Genomic DNA, 19,364 nt, shown 5'->3' with positions numbered 1-19,364 from the left:
CAAACCCGGGAGCTCTAAAATGAAATAAGCATCTGCGCTAGCAGATGCTTCCCTATGTCAAAATCGCCGCCCGGTGTCGCGCTTTCGCTCTCATTTTCAGGGGGAAATGGTGAAATGCGATATTGAGCGGACGAAATGCGATATGGCGTGAGCGAAGTGCGATATGAGAGGTGTGAGGTGCGATATCGACGGGGTGAAATGCGATATGCCTGCACCGTACCGCTCCAATCCAATCCAATCGCTAGGATCAAACCCGAAAACCCTTAAAATGAAAAAGCACCCGCCCCAGGCAGGTGCTTCCATTCTCTCTAATTCACTCAACCCCGATCAATTCCTGCACGACATTCCCATTCGAATCGAACACTTTCACGATATGATGCCCCGGGGCGACATAGTATTTGAAACCGCCGCTTTCGTGAAATACCGGATCGTATGGGACCGTTACTTCGATAGCGTTCGTGAACGTTTTGTACGGCGTAGTGATGGATACGTTGACCGCAGTGATTTGGTGCATAGGCTGGAACTCGGAGCCGACGTTGAATTTCTTGCCGACTTCGGCTGGGAAGATCAAGTCCGTGTCAGCTTCGGAATATGGATACAAGAGGTACAAGCCGCTCCGATTTTCCGCATCGCCGTAATAGGTCGTGTCACCCGTCGCCGGATTCCGCGTCACCCACATGAAGCCCATCTCGAGGCCTTGAACTCGCGGCACGTCTTCGTAAGTGTGGACGGAAGTGCCGCTCGTTTCGGCGTAGCGATATGTTTTCGTCTTGTCACGCAAGAATGTGCCTGCGCGGTGTGTGTCGTTTTTAAAGCGAGGTTCCAAAGCACGCGCGAGGAATGCAGAAAACTGTCCGCGCGTAATCGCTTGGTTCGGCTTGAACGTGTCATCCGGATAACCGGTTGCGATATTTCCGCCGATGATTCTACTGATCGCGTCGTATGCACGCATATTCGGCGACACATCCGTGAAGTAGCTCGTCGCTATAAACGCTAAGTCGAACACATTATCCGTGACGATCGCCATGTCGCCGCGCGTGATCGGCGCATATGGCTGGAACGTGCCGTCCGTGCGGCCATTCATGAATCCGGCTTGCTCCGCAGATGCGATGAATCCGCTCGCGCGCTGTCCGGCAGTCACATCTGTGAATTTCGTCCCGCGCTGCGTCCCGTCGAGCCCTTTCAGCTGGCCGATCATGATGGCGGCTTCCGCGCGTGTCACGGTCTGATCCGGCCGCACCGTGCCGTCGTCATACCCCGAAATAATGCGTTGGTCCATCAAGTAACCGATTTCCTCGTAAAAACGGTGCGATGATGGCAAATCATTGGCGGCCTGCATTTGCGGCGCGAACAAACTCACTGCGAGCAGCCCGCTCATCAAGAAAGAAAACTTCTTCATCTTTCCAATCTCCTCCGTTCCATCTGTCTATACTGCTTCTTCCTAATATTAATTCGCCAAACGGATCAAAAAACCTGCGGGAATCCAAAAAAGTGCCAGACACCAAAGTGCCAGACACCAAAGTGTCTGGCACTTTGGTGTCTGGCACGCAATATATCACCAAATTTTCACATTTTAGAACGCTATTAGTCCCGTCTAAAGACACAACTTCTGTCACAATCAATAGGGAAAAGGGTTCGATATAATGGAATTGAACAAACATTTCGTAAAGGAGCTGGAGAAATGCAAGGATATCGTAAAGCGGCCATGATTTTGGCTGCACTAGTGCTTGTCATGAGCGGCCTGTTCACAGCGGCACCAGCAAGCGCAGCGGATGAAGTAAGCCGCGGAGAATTTATCCAGTCGTTAGTGGAAGCGATGGACTTGCCGTTGAAAGACGGATCGAGCATCGCCTTCACGGACGTGGATGCAGACTTGGCACCATATGTCGAAGCTGCATTCCAATTGAAACTGACAAGCGGGAAGAGCGAGGACAAGTTCGCGCCGGATGAAATGCTGACGCGCGAACAAGGTTTCGCGATTGCCGCCCGTGCAGTCGAGACAGAAGAAGTCTACCCGACTTCGATCTTGTCGAAATTCAAAGACGGACGTTACTTGAGCATGAGCCTAAGCGAGAACTTGGCGGAAGCAACAGGCATCGGCCTGCTGCTCGGCTACAGCGATGGCACAGTGAAACCGTCGAAAGGCATTTCCGCGCGCGAGATGGCAGCGATCATCGCGCGTACACTTCGCGAGTACACACCAGTCGATTCGGCTGACGTAGCACTGCGCATTCTCGGAACATCGGATCTGCACACGAACTTCGTGAACTACGATTACTACCAAGACCGCGTGTCCAACTCACTTGGACTGGCGAAGACAGCGGTATTGATCGAACAAGCACGTGCAGAAAACCCGAACAACCTTCTGTTTGATAACGGGGACTTGATCCAAGGGACGCCGTTCGGCTCGTACAAAGTCGTCGTCGATCCGCTGCAGCCAGGCGAAATCCACCCGGCAGTCGCAGCACTTAGCGCACTGGACTTTGATGCAACAACTCTAGGGAACCACGAATTCAACTTCGGCCTTGAGTATTTGGACGAAGTCATCGACGATTCACCATTCCCATTCTTGAACGCGAACGTCTACGACGAAGCGACAGGCGAGAACCGCTTCGAGCCTTACACAATCATCGATAAAGAAGTAACGGACGGCCAAGGCGAGACACACACGATCCAAGTCGGTGTCATCGGCATCGTTGCTCCGCAAATCCTGAAATGGGACCGTGCGAAACTTGAAGGCCACGTGACTGCAGAAGATGCAGTCCAAACAGTCGAGAAGTTCCTTCCTGAAGTGGAAGCGGCCGGGGCAGACGTCGTCGTCGTTCTTTCCCACTCAGGGATGGGTGACGAGAACCACGAAGTCGGCGAAGAGAACATCACGTACCAACTGACAGAACTTGAAGGCGTGGATGCAGTCATCACTGGCCACAACCACGACCTGTTCCCAGGCTCATACGGCGACCTTGCCGGAGTTGACACGGAACAAGGCACAATCAACGGCACGCCAGTCGTCATGCCAGGTAAATTCGGTTCACACCTTGGTGTCATCGACTTGAAACTATCTCAAGAAGGCGATGAATGGGAAGTCGTTTCACAACAAGCTCAGCTTCGCAAAATCGATTCTGAAACGGATGAAGTCGACCAAACTGTCATCGATGCAGTGAAAGAAGCACACGAGGCAACGATCGAATACGTCAACTCACCAGTAGGCGAGACGACTGCACCGATCACGAGCTACTTCTCACTTGTGAAAGATGATCCATCCATCCAGCTCGTCACGAACGCACAGCTTTGGTACGCCGAGCAGCAACTGGCAGGCACGGAAAATGCGGACTTGCCATTGCTATCTGCAGGCGCACCGTTCAAAGCAGGCGGACGTAACGGAGCGGATTACTACACGGAAATCAACACAGGCGAAATCGCCATCAAGAACGTTGCAGACCTCTACGTCTACGACAACACAATGTATGTCCTGCGCGTAACGGGTGCAAGCCTGAAAGACTGGTTGGAAATGGCGGCAGGCCAGTTCAACCAAATCGATTCGGCAGCGACAGGCGAACAGAACTTGATCAACCCGGACTTCCGCACATACAACTTCGACGTCATTGACGGCGTCACTTACGAAATTGATGTAACGGAACCAGCGAAATACAATGCGGACGGCGAACTTGTCAACGCAGACGCGAACCGCATCAAGAACTTGATGTACGACGGGGAAGCAGTGACGGACGAGCAGGAATTCCTGGTCGTCACGAACAACCACCGTGCGACGGGCAACTTCCCGGGCGTAGTCGACGCACTTGAAGCCATCGACTTCGCATACGAGAACCGTCAAGCCGTACAAGACTACATGGTCGCAGAAGGCACAGTGAACCCGACAGCGGACGGCAACTGGACATTCGCGAAGGTTGACGGCACGCCGGAACTGGTCTTCGAAACATCTGGACGCGCGAAACCATTCATGCCAGAAAACGGCACAATCGAATGGCTAAGCGACCTCGAGAGCGGCTTTGCGAAATACGGCCTCGTCATCGAGTAAAAATAGCAACGAATGAACCGGGAAGGCGGCTGCCTTTCCGGTTTTTTACTGTTTTCAAAAAGAGAGCACCTTCTCGTGGGATTAGTGATGAAGGGGCGAGGGCTGACCTGCATTGCGGAGTTTCGCACGTTGGAGGCGCTGAGAAGATGTTGGCCGAATGAAATTCGGTCAATGTCTTTGCGACGAAGCTAGCGCAGCGATGCAGGAGCACATCTTTGCCCTCGAGCCTCCTCGGCTGCTCGCGCAACCTGCGGGGTCTCGCCTTAGCTTTTCTCCTCCGACGTGCTTACTCCTCCATTCCGGCTCAGCTTGTTCAAGAAGGAGAGAGGTGTAGAATGTTGGCGAGTGGGATGATCCGCGCATAAGTCACCTTCTTTTCGTTCTATCAGAAGGTGACGAATGGTAGGGAAGGAGTTCAGGAGGAAAATTACTAGTGGATTTGGTGATCCAACTCGCGCTTCATGGGCTCGAACTCGCGATTCGCATGTCATATCGCATTTCACCCGGTTCATATCGCACTTCACGTGCTTCATATCGCATTTCAGCCAGTTCATATCGCACTTCACGCATTCCATATCGCATTTCGCTGTTTTTCAATAAATTTCACTCGCCAAATCAGAACCCCAGCGGCCTACGCAGTCAGCCGCCAAACAAATATGAAACGCCCGAATTAGAATGAAACGTTAGCTGCCGCGACACCACCACTTCTCCCACACACCAGCGAAGTGGCTGGTTTGGACTGGGCGGAGTGATAAGACGAGCGATTCTCAGCTCGGCTTATCACGGGAGCCCTGTCCGAAGCCGCAAGCGAATTTCTACGCGACACCCGAATCACTTTTCCACACATCGGCACTAGAACCCCAGTGGCCTACGCAGTCAGCCGCCAAACAAATATGAAACGCCCGAATTAAAATGAAACGCTAGCTGCCACAACACCACCACTGCACCCACACACCAGCGAAGTGGCTGGTGTGGACTGGGCGGAGTGATAAGAGGAGCGATTCTCAGCTTGGCTTATCACGGGAGCCCTGTCCGAAGCCGCAAGCGAATTTCCATTCGACACTCGAATCACCGCAGCAAATATTAAAGCAACACCCAATCTCACTTTCTCAAACGCATTTTTCCAACTTGCCATAATCTCTCCCATAACCTATGACCAATTGAAGAAAATTTCGACTTTAACCTATATTAATTAAGAAAATGCATTATAATGGAAGAGAATATAAGAAGAATAGCACACTTTAGATCCCCCAAGCCTCCCCCTCGTTATACAACCGCAACATGCTTTAGTGTTTTTTGATGGGTGGTACTCTTTCGTGGATCTGAAAAGCCGAGCAACCAGGAAAGGATTTTTTGCTATGAATGTAATCAAGCCACTTCCACTAGACGCTATCTTGCTGCATGCCTTGGACGACATCGTATTCATCATGGAATATACGGATGAGTCGGTTCTTCGCTATGCCTTTTTCAACGAAGCGGCGCTCGCACAGATGCCGATCAAGGAAGAGCATCTTGGCAAGACCCTTCAAGACGTGCACGAAGCACCATTCGCCGAAAAACTGCAGCAAAACTATGAACAGGCGATCGAACGGAAAGAATCCATCGTGCTCGAAGACGAATACTACGGAGTATCGGGTGAAAAGCGTTTCGCCAAAGCACGGCTGATCCCGTTTTTCGACGCCTCCGGCAACTGCACGCACATCGTCGAAGTCGTCAAGGACATGACGGAAGCGCGCATTGCCCAGCGCGCGTATAAAGATGCGTCGGAGCGGCTGAAAGAAAGTCGTTCACGTTACCGTTCGCTATTTGACAACAACAAAGACGCCATCTTCTCGCTCGACCTCGATGGCAAGATCGTCTCGATCAACAAGACCGTCACACAGATGCTTGGCTACAAAATAGACGAGTTGCTTGGCGTCGAATTTTTCGAAGAGCTGGTTATAGACGGCAAGGAAAAAGCCCGGAGCTGTTTCCACGGAGGACACTGCTACAAAGCGGAAGACTTCCGCGTCAGCATCAAGAGCCGCGACCACGAGATCGGCGTGCTCGTTTCTGTCGCACCGGTCGAAGTGAAAGGCGCGAACGTCGGTTGGTACGTCATCCTCAAGGACATGACCGAGCTCGATCAGATGGCGAGTCAGTACATCGAGAGCGAAAGCCGGTTCCGCATCATCGCCGAGAATTCGCACGATGTCGTGTTCCTGCTCGATAAACGGGGGATGATCGTCTACGTCTCGCCTGCGTGCAAAGAAGTATACGGCTATTCGCGCGAAGATTACATCGGCAGTTTGCAGTACGAGAAGATTCATCCCGAAGATGTCGAAGCGCTCGAGACTGCATATAAGGACTCGGTGAAGTTGAAACGGAGCTTCGTGTCGGAAGCGCGTATTTACCATAAGACAGAAGGGTGGCGCGTGTCGGAAATTCGCGGCACACCAGTGTTCGACGATTTCGGTGAGCTCGTCCACATGGTGACGATAGCGCGAGATGTCTCGATCCAGCGCGAACGGGAGCAGGAGCTGGTCTTCTATGCGTTCCATGACTCCCTGACCGGGCTGCCGAACCGCCGCCAGCTGAAAGATCACCTGCAGCACTACATCGATGACCCGATGCTGAATAACCAAACGCTTGCGATCGGCATCATCGACATCGATGACTTCAAACTGATCAACGACTATCTTGGCCACGAGGCGGGGGATGCGGTCATCGAAGAATTCGGCAAGCGGCTTGCAGATGTCATGGAAGGCGATAACTTGGCTGCGCGTCTCGGCGGAGATGAATTTGCCATGGTCTTGCACGACGTCACGAATGCAATGGAGAAAGACGCGATGATCCGCCGTCTTCACGCCATCGTCGCAGAACCGATCGTCATCAAAGACTTCGAGGTCAATGTCAATATCAGCATCGGACTTGTCCTCGCAGTGCCTGCAGATGAAACAGTCTCGTCCCTTTTGAAGCAGGCGGACATGGCGATGTATGATTCGAAAAATAAGAAAATAGCAGGTACTTAAGAACTTGAATATTTTTGGAAATACTAGTTTCTGCCCTTCTGGTGTAGTATAATATGATTATTAAGTCATTAGTTTGTTAGTCCTTTAGAAGGGGAGGATAGAAATGTACCAAGAAATCCAGGAACGGTTGGAATCGGAACATCAAAAAGGCATGAGAGAGATCCTGACCGACTTGTACATCACACAACAACTCGGTCCATCCTGCAGCGCCCAGCGGCTCGGAATCCCGCGCCAAGTATTTTTGCATTTCCGCAATCAGTTCGGCTTGAAGCAGGTCAAATATCAATGAAAACGAAAAGGGGTGTCCTCAAAAGTCATGGAAAATGACTATCGGGGACAACCCTTTTTTTGCGAAATGAACCGAATTTGAGGCGCATCCAAGTTAACTGCCGGAGAACAACAGTTAACCGCCAGCGAATCCAAGTTAAACGCCGACGAACAACAGTTAACCGCCAGCGAATCCAAGTTAAATACCAACGAACAACAGTTAAAAAACATTATGAAAAAAGTGCAGGACGCAATGCGCGTACCGCGCGTTTCAATCTTAGAACCCAATCGCCGTGCTAAATTTTTGTGAAGGGCATTTGATTTGGAACAATCCCTGGTTAAATGCCCCAAATCCCCGGTTAACCCTCAAAAAAGTGCCAGACACCCGAGTGCCTGGCACTTTTTTAAAATCCTGTCGCCTTGCTGATCAATTCGCTCTTGCGTGCATCTTTTCGTGCTTCGTAATCAGCGATGAAAGAATCTGCGTGCGATTCCGCTAAGCCGTTCGCTTTCAGTTCACTCTTCATGGCATTCAAGACGCCGTAGAAGACCGCATCTGTGCGGGACTCGGCTTCTGCTGCTGCAGAAGTGTACTTACTGTAGAAGTAAGAGTAGCTGATCGATTCGCCGTTCGCTTTTTTCGTGCTGTACTCGTTTTTCGCGCGGCCGACCAATCCGTTGATGCGCGCGTTCGCCTGCGCTTCCAACTCGTTCATCGCCGGCTGATATTTCTGTTTGATCTGTGCGACGGTCACTGTGCCTTCGCTAGACCCGGAACCACCCGAACCGCCAGATGAGCCGGAGCCCGATCCACCTGAGCCAGACCCAGACCCAGACCCAGACCCAGACCCAGACCCAGACCCAGACCCAGACCCAGACCCAGACCCAGACCCACCTGATGATCCAGAACTGGCGGACCCGCCAGAACCTGAACTACCTGATCCGGACCCAGATCCTGACGCTGATCCAGAACCACTATTCGTATTCCCGGTCGTACTGGAGTTGTTCGTGCCGCTGCCATTGTCGGAATCGCTTCCGCCGCTAGTACCGGATGAACCGCCGGAACTGTTCGTGGACCCAGCCACGCCGCTTCCTGCGTTCCCGTCAGTAGAGGCATCTCCATCTTCCGAACCGGCCGCGTCAGCATCTGTATTCGCATCGTCCCCGCCTGAGCCGGAGCCATTGATGACACTTCCATCTTCCACCAGATTGCCGTCTTCATCGAGAATGATCTTCGAGCCATCCGGCAATTCGATTTCATATCGTTCTTTCGTGATCTCGTCAACTTCTTCGTCCGCTACGTCGTACTCCTTGAACTCGAATAGATAAACCAAGTATCCAACGACTGCAAGCAGTAGTACACCAAGGATTAGAATAATTTTCTTCCAATGTTTTTTCACGTTCGGACCTCCTCGTGTATGATGATTTTGAACAATCATATTCTTGGCAGTATAATGGAAAAAGTCGAATTTGTCTAATATTTACACTGATTGCGGTTGTTGTATTCGACTCCATACGCTACAATATAGAGAATACCATAAATTTATTAGAAGAGGTGACACAAGGATGAGTAAAAACAAAAACACGAAATTATTCCTAGCCGGCACAATGGCGGTTTCTTCGGTACTTGTTGCAGCTCCGGCATTTGCTGAGACAGAGACGACACTTCCTGAAGTCGAGCAGGCGGCTGAGCAGTTAGCGAAGCAGTACATGGCGCTGACAGACGAACAACGTACAATGTTAGCCATCGTCCAAAAGAACATTGCTGGCGAACTATCCCTGTTCATCGATGAAGAGTACGAACACAAAGCAGCACTCGTAAAAGACCTTGGTGCATTGCTCCAGCCGACGGACGCGACGACTGAAGCAGGCGTGAAAGCGGAAGCGATCGCACGTGCGAATGAATTCCTGGAGAACGCGCAGCCATACTTGGCAAAAGAAGGCGAACTGGCTGACATGGTCGATTTCGCTAATGCATTGCGTGCAGACCTCTATGATGAAGTCAAAAATGTCAATCCGAACGATTTGGCACCACTGATCCAAAAAGCGCTCGCGAGCTTCCGTGAAAATGCACCTGAATCGGTGAAAGCAATCGTTGTCATGCCTTCTACACAAGATGCAGCAGAACTGATCGATGCGATCCAAGCTGACATCGACGCAGCACTTGGCGGAGGTGGCGGAACTGCACCTGGCGTACAAAATGGCGTCTTGACGGTAACGGAAGACCAAGTAGAGAAATCGGCACCGGCTGTTCTGAAAGCGATCCAAGGAGCTTCTTCTATCAATGAACTCTTGATCACGACAACTTCAGAACCTGCAGAAGTGACAGTTCCATTTGTCATCTTCAATGCACTGGCAGAAAAAAATGAAGATGCAGTGATCACGGTCCAATCAACAGTCGGAACGATCACAGTGCCGCTCTTCACAGTTGACGGCGAAAGCATCGCGGAAGAGCTGGAAGTAACGTCTCCGGAATTGCAAATGACGTTCTCGATTGCGCGCATCAAGAACCAAGTATCAGGCGCACTTGATATCGCAGCTACGTACGGTGTAGAAGTCGGCACCGAGAGCAAAATGGTTCCATTCGCGAACTTCGGTTACCCGATCGAACGCACGATCCAAACACCAAAAGCACTTGATGCAGCGACAACGGTTGGCCTTCACGTATTCCCGGACGGCACAACGAAAGCTGTTCCGACATATGTAGTGGATAACGACACAGTGAAGATGAACTTCTCTGAACTCGAAGCACACACATTGATCAGCTACTCCAAAACGTTCGCTGACGTCAACAAAATCGACGCTGGCAAGTATTGGGGCAAAGAATACATCGACAAATTGGCATCACGCATGATCGTTTCCGGTAAGACAGAAGACAGCTTCTCGCCATCGACAACAATCACGCGCGGTGAATTCGCGGCGATCCTGTCACGTGGACTCGGTCTGCGTCCAGCTGATTTCCACGGCGAAACTGCAGCAGCATTCACCGACGTTTCCCTTGACCAGGCAGTCAACCGTGACGGCGAAATCTACGCAGCATTCGAAGCGGGCATCATCTCGGGTTATGGCGACGGCAAATTCGGTCCATACGACGCGATCACACGTAACGAAGCGGCAATCATGATCAGCCGTGCGATGGACTTCATCGGGGAAGACGTAGACATGGACGGCAGCAAGAACGTTTCACAATTCGCTGACTACCGCTACATCTCCAAACAAGCGCGTCCGTACGTAGACACTGTCTACAAAGCAGGCTACCTATCTGGATTCAAAGACAACACGTTCCGCCCGCAAAACAACGCGACACGTGCGGAAATGTCCCGAATCCTGTATAATTTCCTTGAATCAATCGAATTTATTAACTAATTCGAGGCCTTAAATTTCACATGTCAAAGGCACTCTCTAGCAGAGTGTCTTTCTTTATACCGTTAGATGATTGTAAATTTGGAAAATAGTCACTTTTGGCGTGGGATGAAAAGTGGTTGGTTGTAATTCCTTCCACTCTTCTCCACAAAAAAGTGAAGAGTGTTGGCTTCAACTCTCTCATTGGAAAATAGATACGGAGCAAAACAGCGGAGACTCTAGTGGAATAAGCGAAGTGTCGAAATCCGATCGGGCTCGGGAAGCGAGAACGATCTAGTTCGGCGCAAGCCCACTAGACGCGGAGCTGTTTTGCGCAGTATCTGGTCCACGCTAACTAAACTTACTTCTCTCCCAAAACCAACAAAGAATTCAAGCAGCAAAGGGGTAACGACCGTATGATCGACATCCACACACATATCCTGCCCGCCATCGACGACGGTGCCGCCGGAATGGACGACACGATCCAACTACTGGAACTGGCTGCCAAAGAGCAGATCACAGACATCATTGCGACACCTCATGGCCATCATCCGAATTTCCTCACGGATGTCGCCCTTATTCAAGAGCGTCTTGGTGTGGTGCAACAAGAGATCCAGCGTCGATCCATTCCGGTCACTCTGCACAGCGGAATGGAATGCAGGCTGTCCGAAAAACTGCCGGAGCGGCTGGAGAGCGGTGAAGCATTGACGCTCGCCGGATCGAAATACGTCTTGCTCGAACTGCCATCCACTGGCATTCCAGCGTATACGGTGCCGATCATCCAGCAATTGATCATGGCGAATTACGTTCCAATCATCGCACATCCCGAGCGCAACCAAGCCATCATCGAAAAGCCGGAGCGGCTGCGCAAGCTTCTGCTGCATGGTGCCGTGTCACAAGTGACAGCCGGATCGGTCGCGGGTCACTTCGGCAAAGCGATCCAACGCACGGCACTTACGCTGATCGAAGCGAACTATGTGCATTTGTACGCATCCGACGTCCATAGTGTCGACAAGCGGCCGTTCCTGTTCAACAAAGGACTCGATTTGATGGAGAAGAAGAACATGCACCAGATGGTCGATATTTTCCTGGAGAACAACGACCGCATTGTGCTCGATAAAGATATCCTAGTGTTGGAGCCGCAAGAAATCCCGAAGCCGAAATGGTGGAATGTTTTTGCGTAAAGAAAAGCGGAGGCTGCCGCTTAGCCCCGACAAGCGCTGGAGCCTTTGCGAATGATGGCGCTTCTCAGCCATCGGGAGCAAAGGCGAAGCGACTCGAGGGGGTGGCAGCTGGAGTCTGGACAAAGAAGAAAAGCGGAAGCTGCCGTTTAGCCCCGACAAGCGCTGGAGCCTTTGCGAATGATGGCGCTTCTCAGCCATCAGGCGTAAAGGCGAAGCGTCTCGAGGGGGTGGCAGCTGGAGTCTGGACAATGACGAAAAGCAGAGGAGAGACTGGCCTGCATTCCAGGGGCGCTTTCCGCGGGCGCAGCGCTGAGCTAACTTGTGCTCGTCGCCTCGCCCAAGTGGATCTCAGCGCTACGCTGATTCCGCAGGAGTCGCCCCTTCTATTCCGGCCAGCAGTACTCATTTAAAGTGGTGGAGGGAACAAGTGGTTGTTCCACCGCGATTATACTTATTACAAAAAAAGGCTGTCCTGAAAAGTCATCGTACATGACTTTCAGAGACAGCCCTTTTTTGTGTTCAAATGAATAACGGGAGAAATTCCCGCTATTTTAAAAATGGAAGGCGATTCCACAAGAATAACGGTAGAAAGTATGCCTATTTGGCCGATACGAGGGGATACAGGTGAATTTCAATTGAATAGCGGTAAAAACTCTCGCTATTTCCACGTTCTAGCCGTCCCATCTCAAAATAACGGTAGAATGTACTCTTATTCCTTAAGTTCCTCCGCCATCTCCCGCACTTCCGCCAGATGCGCATCGACATTCTCCGGTGTCACCAGCACCCCGAAGTCAGCCGGCACGTTCGCTGCGTCCTGGCCGAATTCGATGCGCTGGCCGATTAGATCGCCGACGAATGGATAGAAGTGGTGGCCGTCGTAGTAATTGGACAGGTCATTGGTGATCTCGTTCGGATACATGAAGTTCCAGACGCCGCCGTAGACGTCGACCATGTCGCGGATCCACACTTCGTACTCATCGAGCAGGTCGTTTCCGACAAGCGACGTGAACAGCTCGGTCGAAATCGGCGTCGTATAAACGATTTTCTCTGCTTGCGGCTCGGTGTCACGCACTTTCGCCATGATTTCTTTATATTGCGGGAAATATTCGAAGCCTTCCGCGTAGAAGATCTTCTCGAAACGGTGGATCTTCATCGCGAGCTCGTACGCCGCGTCGCGTCCTTTCAGCCGTTCGGCAGTTGCATCGCCCTCACGGTTATACAGCCGGTCACCTTGAATCGAGTCGGTGGCGGATAGCCGGAAATTCTGGAGGGAATAGTCCAGCACGTCGAGCGACAGTAAGTTTTTCGTGCGGTAAAATGATTGCTGCACTTTCGTGTCGTAACTCAAGATGTTTTTTGGCGCCGAAGCTTCTGCCGTATTGATCTTGAAGAAATCCAATCCAAGGATGACGCGCCGGTAATCCGGATTGTGCTCGAACGCATACATCAGCATCGTATGATATTCACGCATCGACAAGTTGGCGACGGAATAGTTGTAGACGTCCCAGTTGCTGAAGGCGGTCGAATTGATGTATGTGCTCCGGCTCGAACCGATCAAGAGCGTATCGGCATCTTTCGGCTGGAAGCGCTGATTGGCGGTTTTCTGCTCGCGTTCATCGGCAACGACTTGCACGTCGTTGAATGCATGCGACTGGCTGTAATGCCAGAGCGGATCGATCCAATAGTTGAAGGAGACGACCGCAGCGGTCAGGACGGCAAAGACACTTAAGGCAAGCCAGGTGAAATGTTTATCGTTCATAAGCTACGGTCCCTCCTAAAAGTTGAAGTACAGGAATTCACTCACTTGCTGCAGCTGCATGACGCTGTAGAACAGCAGGAGCGCCGCGAACACGGCGAGTGCAGCGGTACGTTTGTTGTCGGTCATGATCTCGATCGAGTTCTTCGCGTACCACGCGAGCAACAGCCCGATGAGCAAGCCGAAGTAGATGTAGATGGTCTGCGTGGAGAACACGAGCGTCACGAGCCACTCTTCGTTGATGTTCGGGAAGATCTTGATGGCACCACTCGGAATGTACATGCCGTTCAAGCCGAACATCGCCTTCAGTACCGTGAATGCCTCACCGATCGTCGGCGCCCGGAAGAAGACCCAAGCAAGATGGACGAACAGGAATGTCGTGAACCAAGCCCAGCCGTCGGACATCTTGAAGCCGGCAAGCTTCCAGTAGCGGCAGATGATGCTCGCCACTCCGTGCATGACTCCCCAGACGAGGAACGTCCAGCCGGCTCCGTGCCAAATCCCGCTGATCAGGAAAATGATGAAAATGTTGATATATGTACGGACAGGCCCTTTCCGGTTGCCGCCGAGCGGAATGTAAATATACGTCGTCAAGAACATCGACAGCGTCTTATGCCAGCGCCGCCAGAAGTCCTGGATATCCCGCGCCTTATAAGGTGAGTAGAAGTTGATCGGCAGACGGATGTTGAACAGCAGCGCAAGCCCAATCGCCATGTCCGAATACCCGCTGAAGTCGTAGTACAGCTGCAGCGTATACGCGAGCGTCGTGAACCACGAATCGACGAACGTCAGCGACTCGATCTGTCCATACCCTTGATTGGCCCACACCGCGAACTGATCCGCGATGGCCACTTTCTTGAAAATCCCGATGGAAAAGATCAACAAGCCGCGCGACAAGTTCGCGTAATTCAGCCGGTAATTTTTCTTCTCGCTGAACTGCGGCATCATCTCCCCGTGATGGACGATCGGCCCTGCGATCAACTGTGGGAAAAACGACACGAACAAGCCGTAGTTCAGGAAATTGTATTCCTTCGTCTCAAGCCGGAACGAATCGACAAGATACGCAATTTGCTGGAACGTGTAAAACGAAATCGCGAGCGGCAGCAAAATCCCCACGACAACCAGATCCATCCCGAAAATCGCATTCACATTCTCGATGAAGAAATCATAATATTTATAGTAGCCAAGGAGCCCGACGTTGAACATGATCCCAACGGTAACAATGAAGCGTCGCAGCACATCGCCACCCACGCCGCGCCCGAGGAAATGCCCGAGCGCATAGTTGACGACCATGGAAATGAGGATCAGCGGCAAGTACGCCGGATTCCAAAATGCATAGAAGAACAAGGAAGCCGCGAGTAACCAAGCCTTCGCAAATGGAATATGCAGGCGCCCGAGCAAATAATAAAGAACCCACACAATCGGCAGGAACAAAAAGATAAATTCAAAGCTATTAAAAATCACGGTCGACACCTTCAATCCCGAATTTCATTCACTTCGCTAGTTTACCAAAAAAGGGGGGAGGGGGATAGGGTGGATATGAGTGAGTCGGCTGACCTGCAGAGGTATAGAAGTGCGGAATTCTGTTCTTATGGGGAAAAGGCTGACCTGCATTCCAGAGTTTCGCGCGCTGGAGGAGTAGCGCCGAGCCTCCTCGGTCGCTCGTGCGACCTGCGGGGTCTCGTCACCACTCTATTACTCCGGCGCGCTCACTCTTCCATTCCGGCTCAGCTCGCTCGAGAACGGAAAATTGGTAGAATGTTGGCGAGTGGGATGATCCCTGCGTAAGGTGCCTTCGTCGCTTTCTATCAGAAGGTGTCGGGTATTAGTTGGCAGGTTCAGATGAAGTGTTCATTCTGGATTTAGTTACAACCCCTGCTGGGAGAGTCATATCTTGTCATTATCAAACAATGTCACACCGATTTCGAGCTTCCACGTGTTGCGAAGCAGGAGCTCGTAACCAATGAAACACTCTCCATCACTTTTCCACACACCAAATTAGAACCCCAGCGGCCTACGAAGTCAGCCGCCCAAGTATTTAACCCAACACAAGCATTAGAATGAAATGAAAATTGTATCTCACCACCACTTCTCCCACACCCAAAGCGAAGTGGCTGGTTTGGACTTGGCGGAGTGATAAGGCGGGCGACCCTCAGCTCGGCTTATCACGGGAGCCATGTCCGAAGCCGCGAAGCAGATTTTCACGCGACACCCGATTATCCTTTTTCACTCACGAAATTAGAATCCCGGCGGCCTACGCAGTCAGCCGCCAATCAAATATGAAACAACGAAATTAGAAGGGAACGCCAGCTGCCACTACACCACCACTACACCCACACCCCAGCGAAGTGGCTGGTTTGGACTTGGCTGAGTGATAAGACGAGCGTTCTTCAGCTCGGCTTATCACAGGAGCCATGTCCGAAGCCACAAGCGACATTCCACGCGACACCATCACTCCCATTACAAAATCCCCATCCTAAACATTGGCAGAACATTCCGCAACCCGAAGTGATTCCAAATAAAACCAAAACATCCTCCACAAATGCCTTCAAATAGATTATAATAGGTTCATTGTAATTACGGAGGCCATTCTTATGAAACGGATCATGAATAAGCACCATCTCTGGCTCGCCATTCCACTTGTGGTCGGCCTTGCGCTCCGGCTCGGCGTGCTCATCATGTTCGGCCCGATGCTCAATCTCGACAGTGACGACAAAGGCTACATCGACTCGGCGAAACACCTCGTCGAGTACGGTGAGCTGATCTATGTTAACACCGAAGAGCCGACCGTCCACATCATGCCCGGCTTGCCGTTTCTTCTCGCGGCTTCGTTCCTCGTGTTCGGCACGGGCTGGTGGGGGATGCTATCGGCGAAGCTCGTCATGATCGCGTTCGGCATGCTCGGCGTCTTCGCGGCGTATAAGCTCGGGGAGCGGCTCGTCAGCCCGGCAGCGGGAAGTGTGGCGGCATTATTGCTTGCGCTCTATATTCCGCAGATTCTCACCGACAACTTGATCATGACGGAAGCGCCGTTCACTGCAGCCTTCATCGGCTTTGCATTCTTCGCCGTGAAGCTCGGCGACACGCACAAGACGAAGTACTTCTACTTAACGGTAGCGAGCTATATCTTCATGATCTTGTTCCGTCCGACCGTCGTGTTGCTGCCGGTATTTTTCCTGCTGTATTTACTGGCGCGGAAATATCCGCTCAAGCCGCTACGGAAGCACCTCGCAATCGCGGCGCTGCTGTTTTTGCTGATCATGTCGCCGTGGTGGGTACGCAATTACGTGGCGTTCGGTGACTTTATCCCGTTCTCCGGCGGTGCGGGCAACCCGATGCTGCTCGGCACTTACCAAGGGCACGGCTACAAGTACGGCGAACCGTTCAATGACGTCGTTTTGTCGCTCGAGCAGGAATATCCGGAAGCGACACGTTACGTCCAGAACCAATACCAGATGGACCATGCACTCGACCGCGTCTCCACGATGTGGAATTCGAACAAGCGCTGGTTCATCGAGACTTACACCATCATCAAATTGAAGATCCAGTGGAGTGCACCATTCTATTGGATCGAGATTTACGGGGTGACGAAAGAAACCATTACGGCCGTCTTCCGCGTCCTTGCACTCGCCGGGGGGCTGTCACTCGCAGCACTGATCGCGTTCCATAAGAAGCGCCGGGCGGAATGGGTCTTGCTTGCTTCATTCATCGGCTACTTCACCATCATCAATAACTTGAACTTCGCGTACCCGCGTTATAACCAGCCGCTTCTGCCATTTTTGTTCACAGCAATCGGCGGAGCGGGGGCACTTCTCTTTCAGCAAGTGAAAGACCGACGGCATATTAAATAAAAAGACGGAGAAAGAATCCCTTCCTTCTCCGTTTTTTATTTGGAATCATTCTTTATAAAAAATGAAACTATCGGCTCAATTTCTTTTACAAATATGTCATGAAAGATAGGCATCCGATGGTTTGCAAAACATGGTATACTTAGGTAAAAATTTGACTTACTTGGTAAAGGGGTTACTGAAATTATGGAAGAAACGATCTCTCTTCAGGAATTATTCGCAACACTTAAGAAGCGGTTATGGCTCATTATTTTCCTGACAGCCTTCGCAGTCATCGTCGCGGGCGTCATCTCGTACACGTTCTTGACGCCGATCTATCAGAGCTCCGCACAGATCCTCGTCAACCAGGACCAGCCGGAAGCGACTCCGCTGACGAACCAGAACATCCAGACCGATCTGCAGTTGATCAATACATATTCGGTCATCATCAAGAGTCCGGCAATCTTGGACGAAGTGGTCGAGCAGCTGGACCTCGGCTTGTCCGTCGAAGCACTCATCAGCAAAATCACCGTCAATAATGCCGAAAACTCACAAGTCGTGAATCTCACGGTGCGTGATGAAGACCCGGCGATTGCAGTCGATATCGCCAATACGACAGCGCGTGTGTTTGAGGAGAAGATTGCGACCTTAATGAATGTCGATAACGTATCGGTGCTGTCACCCGCTGTGTTGAAAGACAATCCGCAGCCGGTCGAACCGAACCCGATGCTCAATATGGCGATCGCAGCAGTAATCGGCATGATGCTTGGTGTAGGGATTGCCTTCCTGCTTGAGTATTTGGATACGACGATCAAGTCCGAACAGGACATTGAAGACATCCTCGGCATCCCGGTGCTCGGCGTCGTCTCGCCGATTCCGGACGAAGGACGCACCACCGCAAGCAAAAGCGCGGGAGATCCTGAATCTGCCGAAACGACAACATTAAGAAGAAAGCGGGGCTGACAACGATGGCACGTAAGAAAAAGAAACTGCAAGAGACGGCGCGTAAAGTGGTCACGCACACAAACCCGCGTTCCTATGTATCCGAACAGTTCCGGACGCTCCGGACCAACATCAACTTCTCATCACCAGATGCGGACATCCGCTCACTCGTCATCACGTCAGCGGCTCCGGGAGAAGGGAAGTCGACTGCTTCTGCCAACCTCGCCGTGGTATTCGCACAGGACGGCAAGAAAGTGTTGCTCATCGACGGTGATATGAGAAAGCCGACGACGCATTACACATTCCACTTAGGGAACACGAAAGGACTTTCAAGTGTCTTGACGCGCCAGGCGACCGTCGAGGAAACGATCCGGCCGACAGGGATCGAGAACTTGGATCTTCTGACGTGTGGTCCGATCCCGCCGAACCCGGCAGAGCTGCTCGGTTCGAAATCGATGGACGCGTTGATCGGACACTTGAAAGGCTTGTACGATTTGATCATCTTTGATGCACCACCTGTCCTGTCCGTGACGGATAGCCAGATTATCGCAAGCAAGTGCGAAGGCACTGTGCTCGTAGTCAACTCAGGAGAGACGGAGAAAGACATGGCACTGAAAGCGAAAGAAGCGATCGAAAGCACAAACAGCCGCTTGGTCGGTGCTGTGCTCAACAACTTCAAATTATCGAAAGACAGCTACTATTATCAGTATTACGGAGAAAACTGAAGGGGGCAGAACACAATTGCTCCTCGAATTGTGTTCGCCCGCGCTTCCCTGTGTAGGACTCGATTGCTCCCTAAATTGTGGCATACACAAGGAAGCACCAACCAGTCAAATCCTAACGGGCCGCTCAGCCACAGAACTTTCCCGCGCTTTAGCGGAAAGTACATATGGTCATATGTACTTTCCACTACAGCGCGGTACTAGGTCAAAAGTGCCTCGAACTTCGTAGAGCTGGTAGGAAGGGCTTTTTTTCAGAATTTATATTTTATTCGAG

General features: G+C 51.6%; 12 protein-coding genes. 8 read left to right on the top strand and 4 right to left on the bottom strand.

Features of this window, described 5'->3' with window-relative positions; translation table 11 throughout:
• Positions 1-313: 313 nt before the first annotated feature.
• The gene (locus GIW82_RS06955) at positions 314-1,399 is read right to left on the bottom strand and encodes an S-layer homology domain-containing protein (protein WP_154749125.1); all 1,086 of its coding nucleotides are present in this window, start codon (positions 1,397-1,399) and stop codon (positions 314-316) included.
• Between the two features lie 282 nt (positions 1,400-1,681).
• On the opposite strand from GIW82_RS06955, the gene GIW82_RS06950 reads away from it, so the two are divergent.
• From GIW82_RS06950 to GIW82_RS06935, 3 genes are all read left to right on the top strand, one after another.
• Positions 1,682-4,039 (top strand): bifunctional 2',3'-cyclic-nucleotide 2'-phosphodiesterase/3'-nucleotidase, encoded by a 2,358-nt coding sequence (locus GIW82_RS06950; protein WP_154749124.1) that lies wholly within the window; start codon positions 1,682-1,684, stop codon positions 4,037-4,039.
• A 1,358-nt stretch (positions 4,040-5,397) separates the two neighbouring features.
• Entirely contained in the window at positions 5,398-7,050 is a 1,653-nt protein-coding gene (locus tag GIW82_RS06940; protein WP_154749122.1) for a sensor domain-containing protein, read from the top strand.
• 103 nt (positions 7,051-7,153) lie between these two features.
• Positions 7,154-7,339 (top strand): hypothetical protein, encoded by a 186-nt coding sequence (locus GIW82_RS06935; protein ID WP_154749121.1) that lies wholly within the window; start codon positions 7,154-7,156, stop codon positions 7,337-7,339.
• A 382-nt stretch (positions 7,340-7,721) separates the two neighbouring features.
• On the opposite strand, the gene GIW82_RS06930 is transcribed toward GIW82_RS06935, so the two are convergent.
• A complete protein-coding gene (locus GIW82_RS06930; protein ID WP_154749120.1) occupies positions 7,722-8,717 on the bottom strand; it encodes a hypothetical protein in 996 nt (331 codons plus the stop codon).
• 166 nt (positions 8,718-8,883) lie between these two features.
• Here GIW82_RS06930 and GIW82_RS06925 point away from each other — a divergent pair, with 166 nt between their 5' ends.
• Entirely contained in the window at positions 8,884-10,683 is a 1,800-nt protein-coding gene (locus tag GIW82_RS06925) for an S-layer homology domain-containing protein (protein WP_154749119.1), read from the top strand.
• 392 nt (positions 10,684-11,075) lie between these two features.
• Positions 11,076-11,843 (top strand): tyrosine-protein phosphatase, encoded by a 768-nt coding sequence (locus GIW82_RS06920; RefSeq protein ID WP_154749118.1) that lies wholly within the window; start codon positions 11,076-11,078, stop codon positions 11,841-11,843.
• Between the two features lie 709 nt (positions 11,844-12,552).
• Here GIW82_RS06920 and GIW82_RS06915 read toward each other — a convergent pair.
• Entirely contained in the window at positions 12,553-13,602 is a 1,050-nt protein-coding gene (locus GIW82_RS06915; RefSeq protein WP_154749117.1) for a hypothetical protein, read from the bottom strand.
• A gap of 15 nt (positions 13,603-13,617) precedes the next feature.
• Entirely contained in the window at positions 13,618-15,063 is a 1,446-nt protein-coding gene (locus tag GIW82_RS06910; protein WP_370456176.1) for an MBOAT family O-acyltransferase, read from the bottom strand.
• A 1,130-nt stretch (positions 15,064-16,193) separates the two neighbouring features.
• On the opposite strand from GIW82_RS06910, the gene GIW82_RS06905 reads away from it, so the two are divergent.
• From GIW82_RS06905 to GIW82_RS06895, 3 genes are all read left to right on the top strand, one after another.
• Positions 16,194-17,450 (top strand): glycosyltransferase family 39 protein, encoded by a 1,257-nt coding sequence (locus GIW82_RS06905; protein ID WP_154749115.1) that lies wholly within the window; start codon positions 16,194-16,196, stop codon positions 17,448-17,450.
• Positions 17,451-17,633: 183 nt separating this feature from the next.
• Positions 17,634-18,389 (top strand): YveK family protein, encoded by a 756-nt coding sequence (locus GIW82_RS06900; RefSeq protein ID WP_154749114.1) that lies wholly within the window; start codon positions 17,634-17,636, stop codon positions 18,387-18,389.
• 5 nt (positions 18,390-18,394) lie between these two features.
• A complete protein-coding gene (locus tag GIW82_RS06895; protein ID WP_154749113.1) occupies positions 18,395-19,093 on the top strand; it encodes a CpsD/CapB family tyrosine-protein kinase in 699 nt (232 codons plus the stop codon).
• The last annotated feature ends 271 nt before the right edge of the window (positions 19,094-19,364 follow it).

The organism is Planomicrobium sp. YIM 101495, assembly GCF_009707665.1.
In the GTDB taxonomy this organism is placed as follows: domain Bacteria; phylum Bacillota; class Bacilli; order Bacillales_A; family Planococcaceae; genus Planococcus.
The sequence above is the reverse complement of the archived record's forward strand: the minus strand, read 5'-3'. Positions and strand labels throughout refer to the sequence as shown.

What these genes read in the sequence shown, in the direction of transcription:
- GIW82_RS06955 (WP_154749125.1), bottom strand. Translation starts at nt 1,399, where the DNA reads ATGAAGAAGTTTTCTTTCTTGATGAGCGGGCTGCTCGCAGTGAGTTTG.
- GIW82_RS06950 (WP_154749124.1), top strand. Translation starts at nt 1,682, where the DNA reads ATGCAAGGATATCGTAAAGCGGCCATGATTTTGGCTGCACTAGTGCTT.
- GIW82_RS06940 (WP_154749122.1), top strand. Translation starts at nt 5,398, where the DNA reads ATGAATGTAATCAAGCCACTTCCACTAGACGCTATCTTGCTGCATGCC.
- GIW82_RS06935 (WP_154749121.1), top strand. Translation starts at nt 7,154, where the DNA reads ATGTACCAAGAAATCCAGGAACGGTTGGAATCGGAACATCAAAAAGGC.
- GIW82_RS06925 (WP_154749119.1), top strand. Translation starts at nt 8,884, where the DNA reads ATGAGTAAAAACAAAAACACGAAATTATTCCTAGCCGGCACAATGGCG.
- GIW82_RS06920 (WP_154749118.1), top strand. Translation starts at nt 11,076, where the DNA reads ATGATCGACATCCACACACATATCCTGCCCGCCATCGACGACGGTGCC.
- GIW82_RS06915 (WP_154749117.1), bottom strand. Translation starts at nt 13,602, where the DNA reads ATGAACGATAAACATTTCACCTGGCTTGCCTTAAGTGTCTTTGCCGTC.
- GIW82_RS06905 (WP_154749115.1), top strand. Translation starts at nt 16,194, where the DNA reads ATGAAACGGATCATGAATAAGCACCATCTCTGGCTCGCCATTCCACTT.
- GIW82_RS06900 (WP_154749114.1), top strand. Translation starts at nt 17,634, where the DNA reads ATGGAAGAAACGATCTCTCTTCAGGAATTATTCGCAACACTTAAGAAG.
- GIW82_RS06895 (WP_154749113.1), top strand. Translation starts at nt 18,395, where the DNA reads ATGGCACGTAAGAAAAAGAAACTGCAAGAGACGGCGCGTAAAGTGGTC.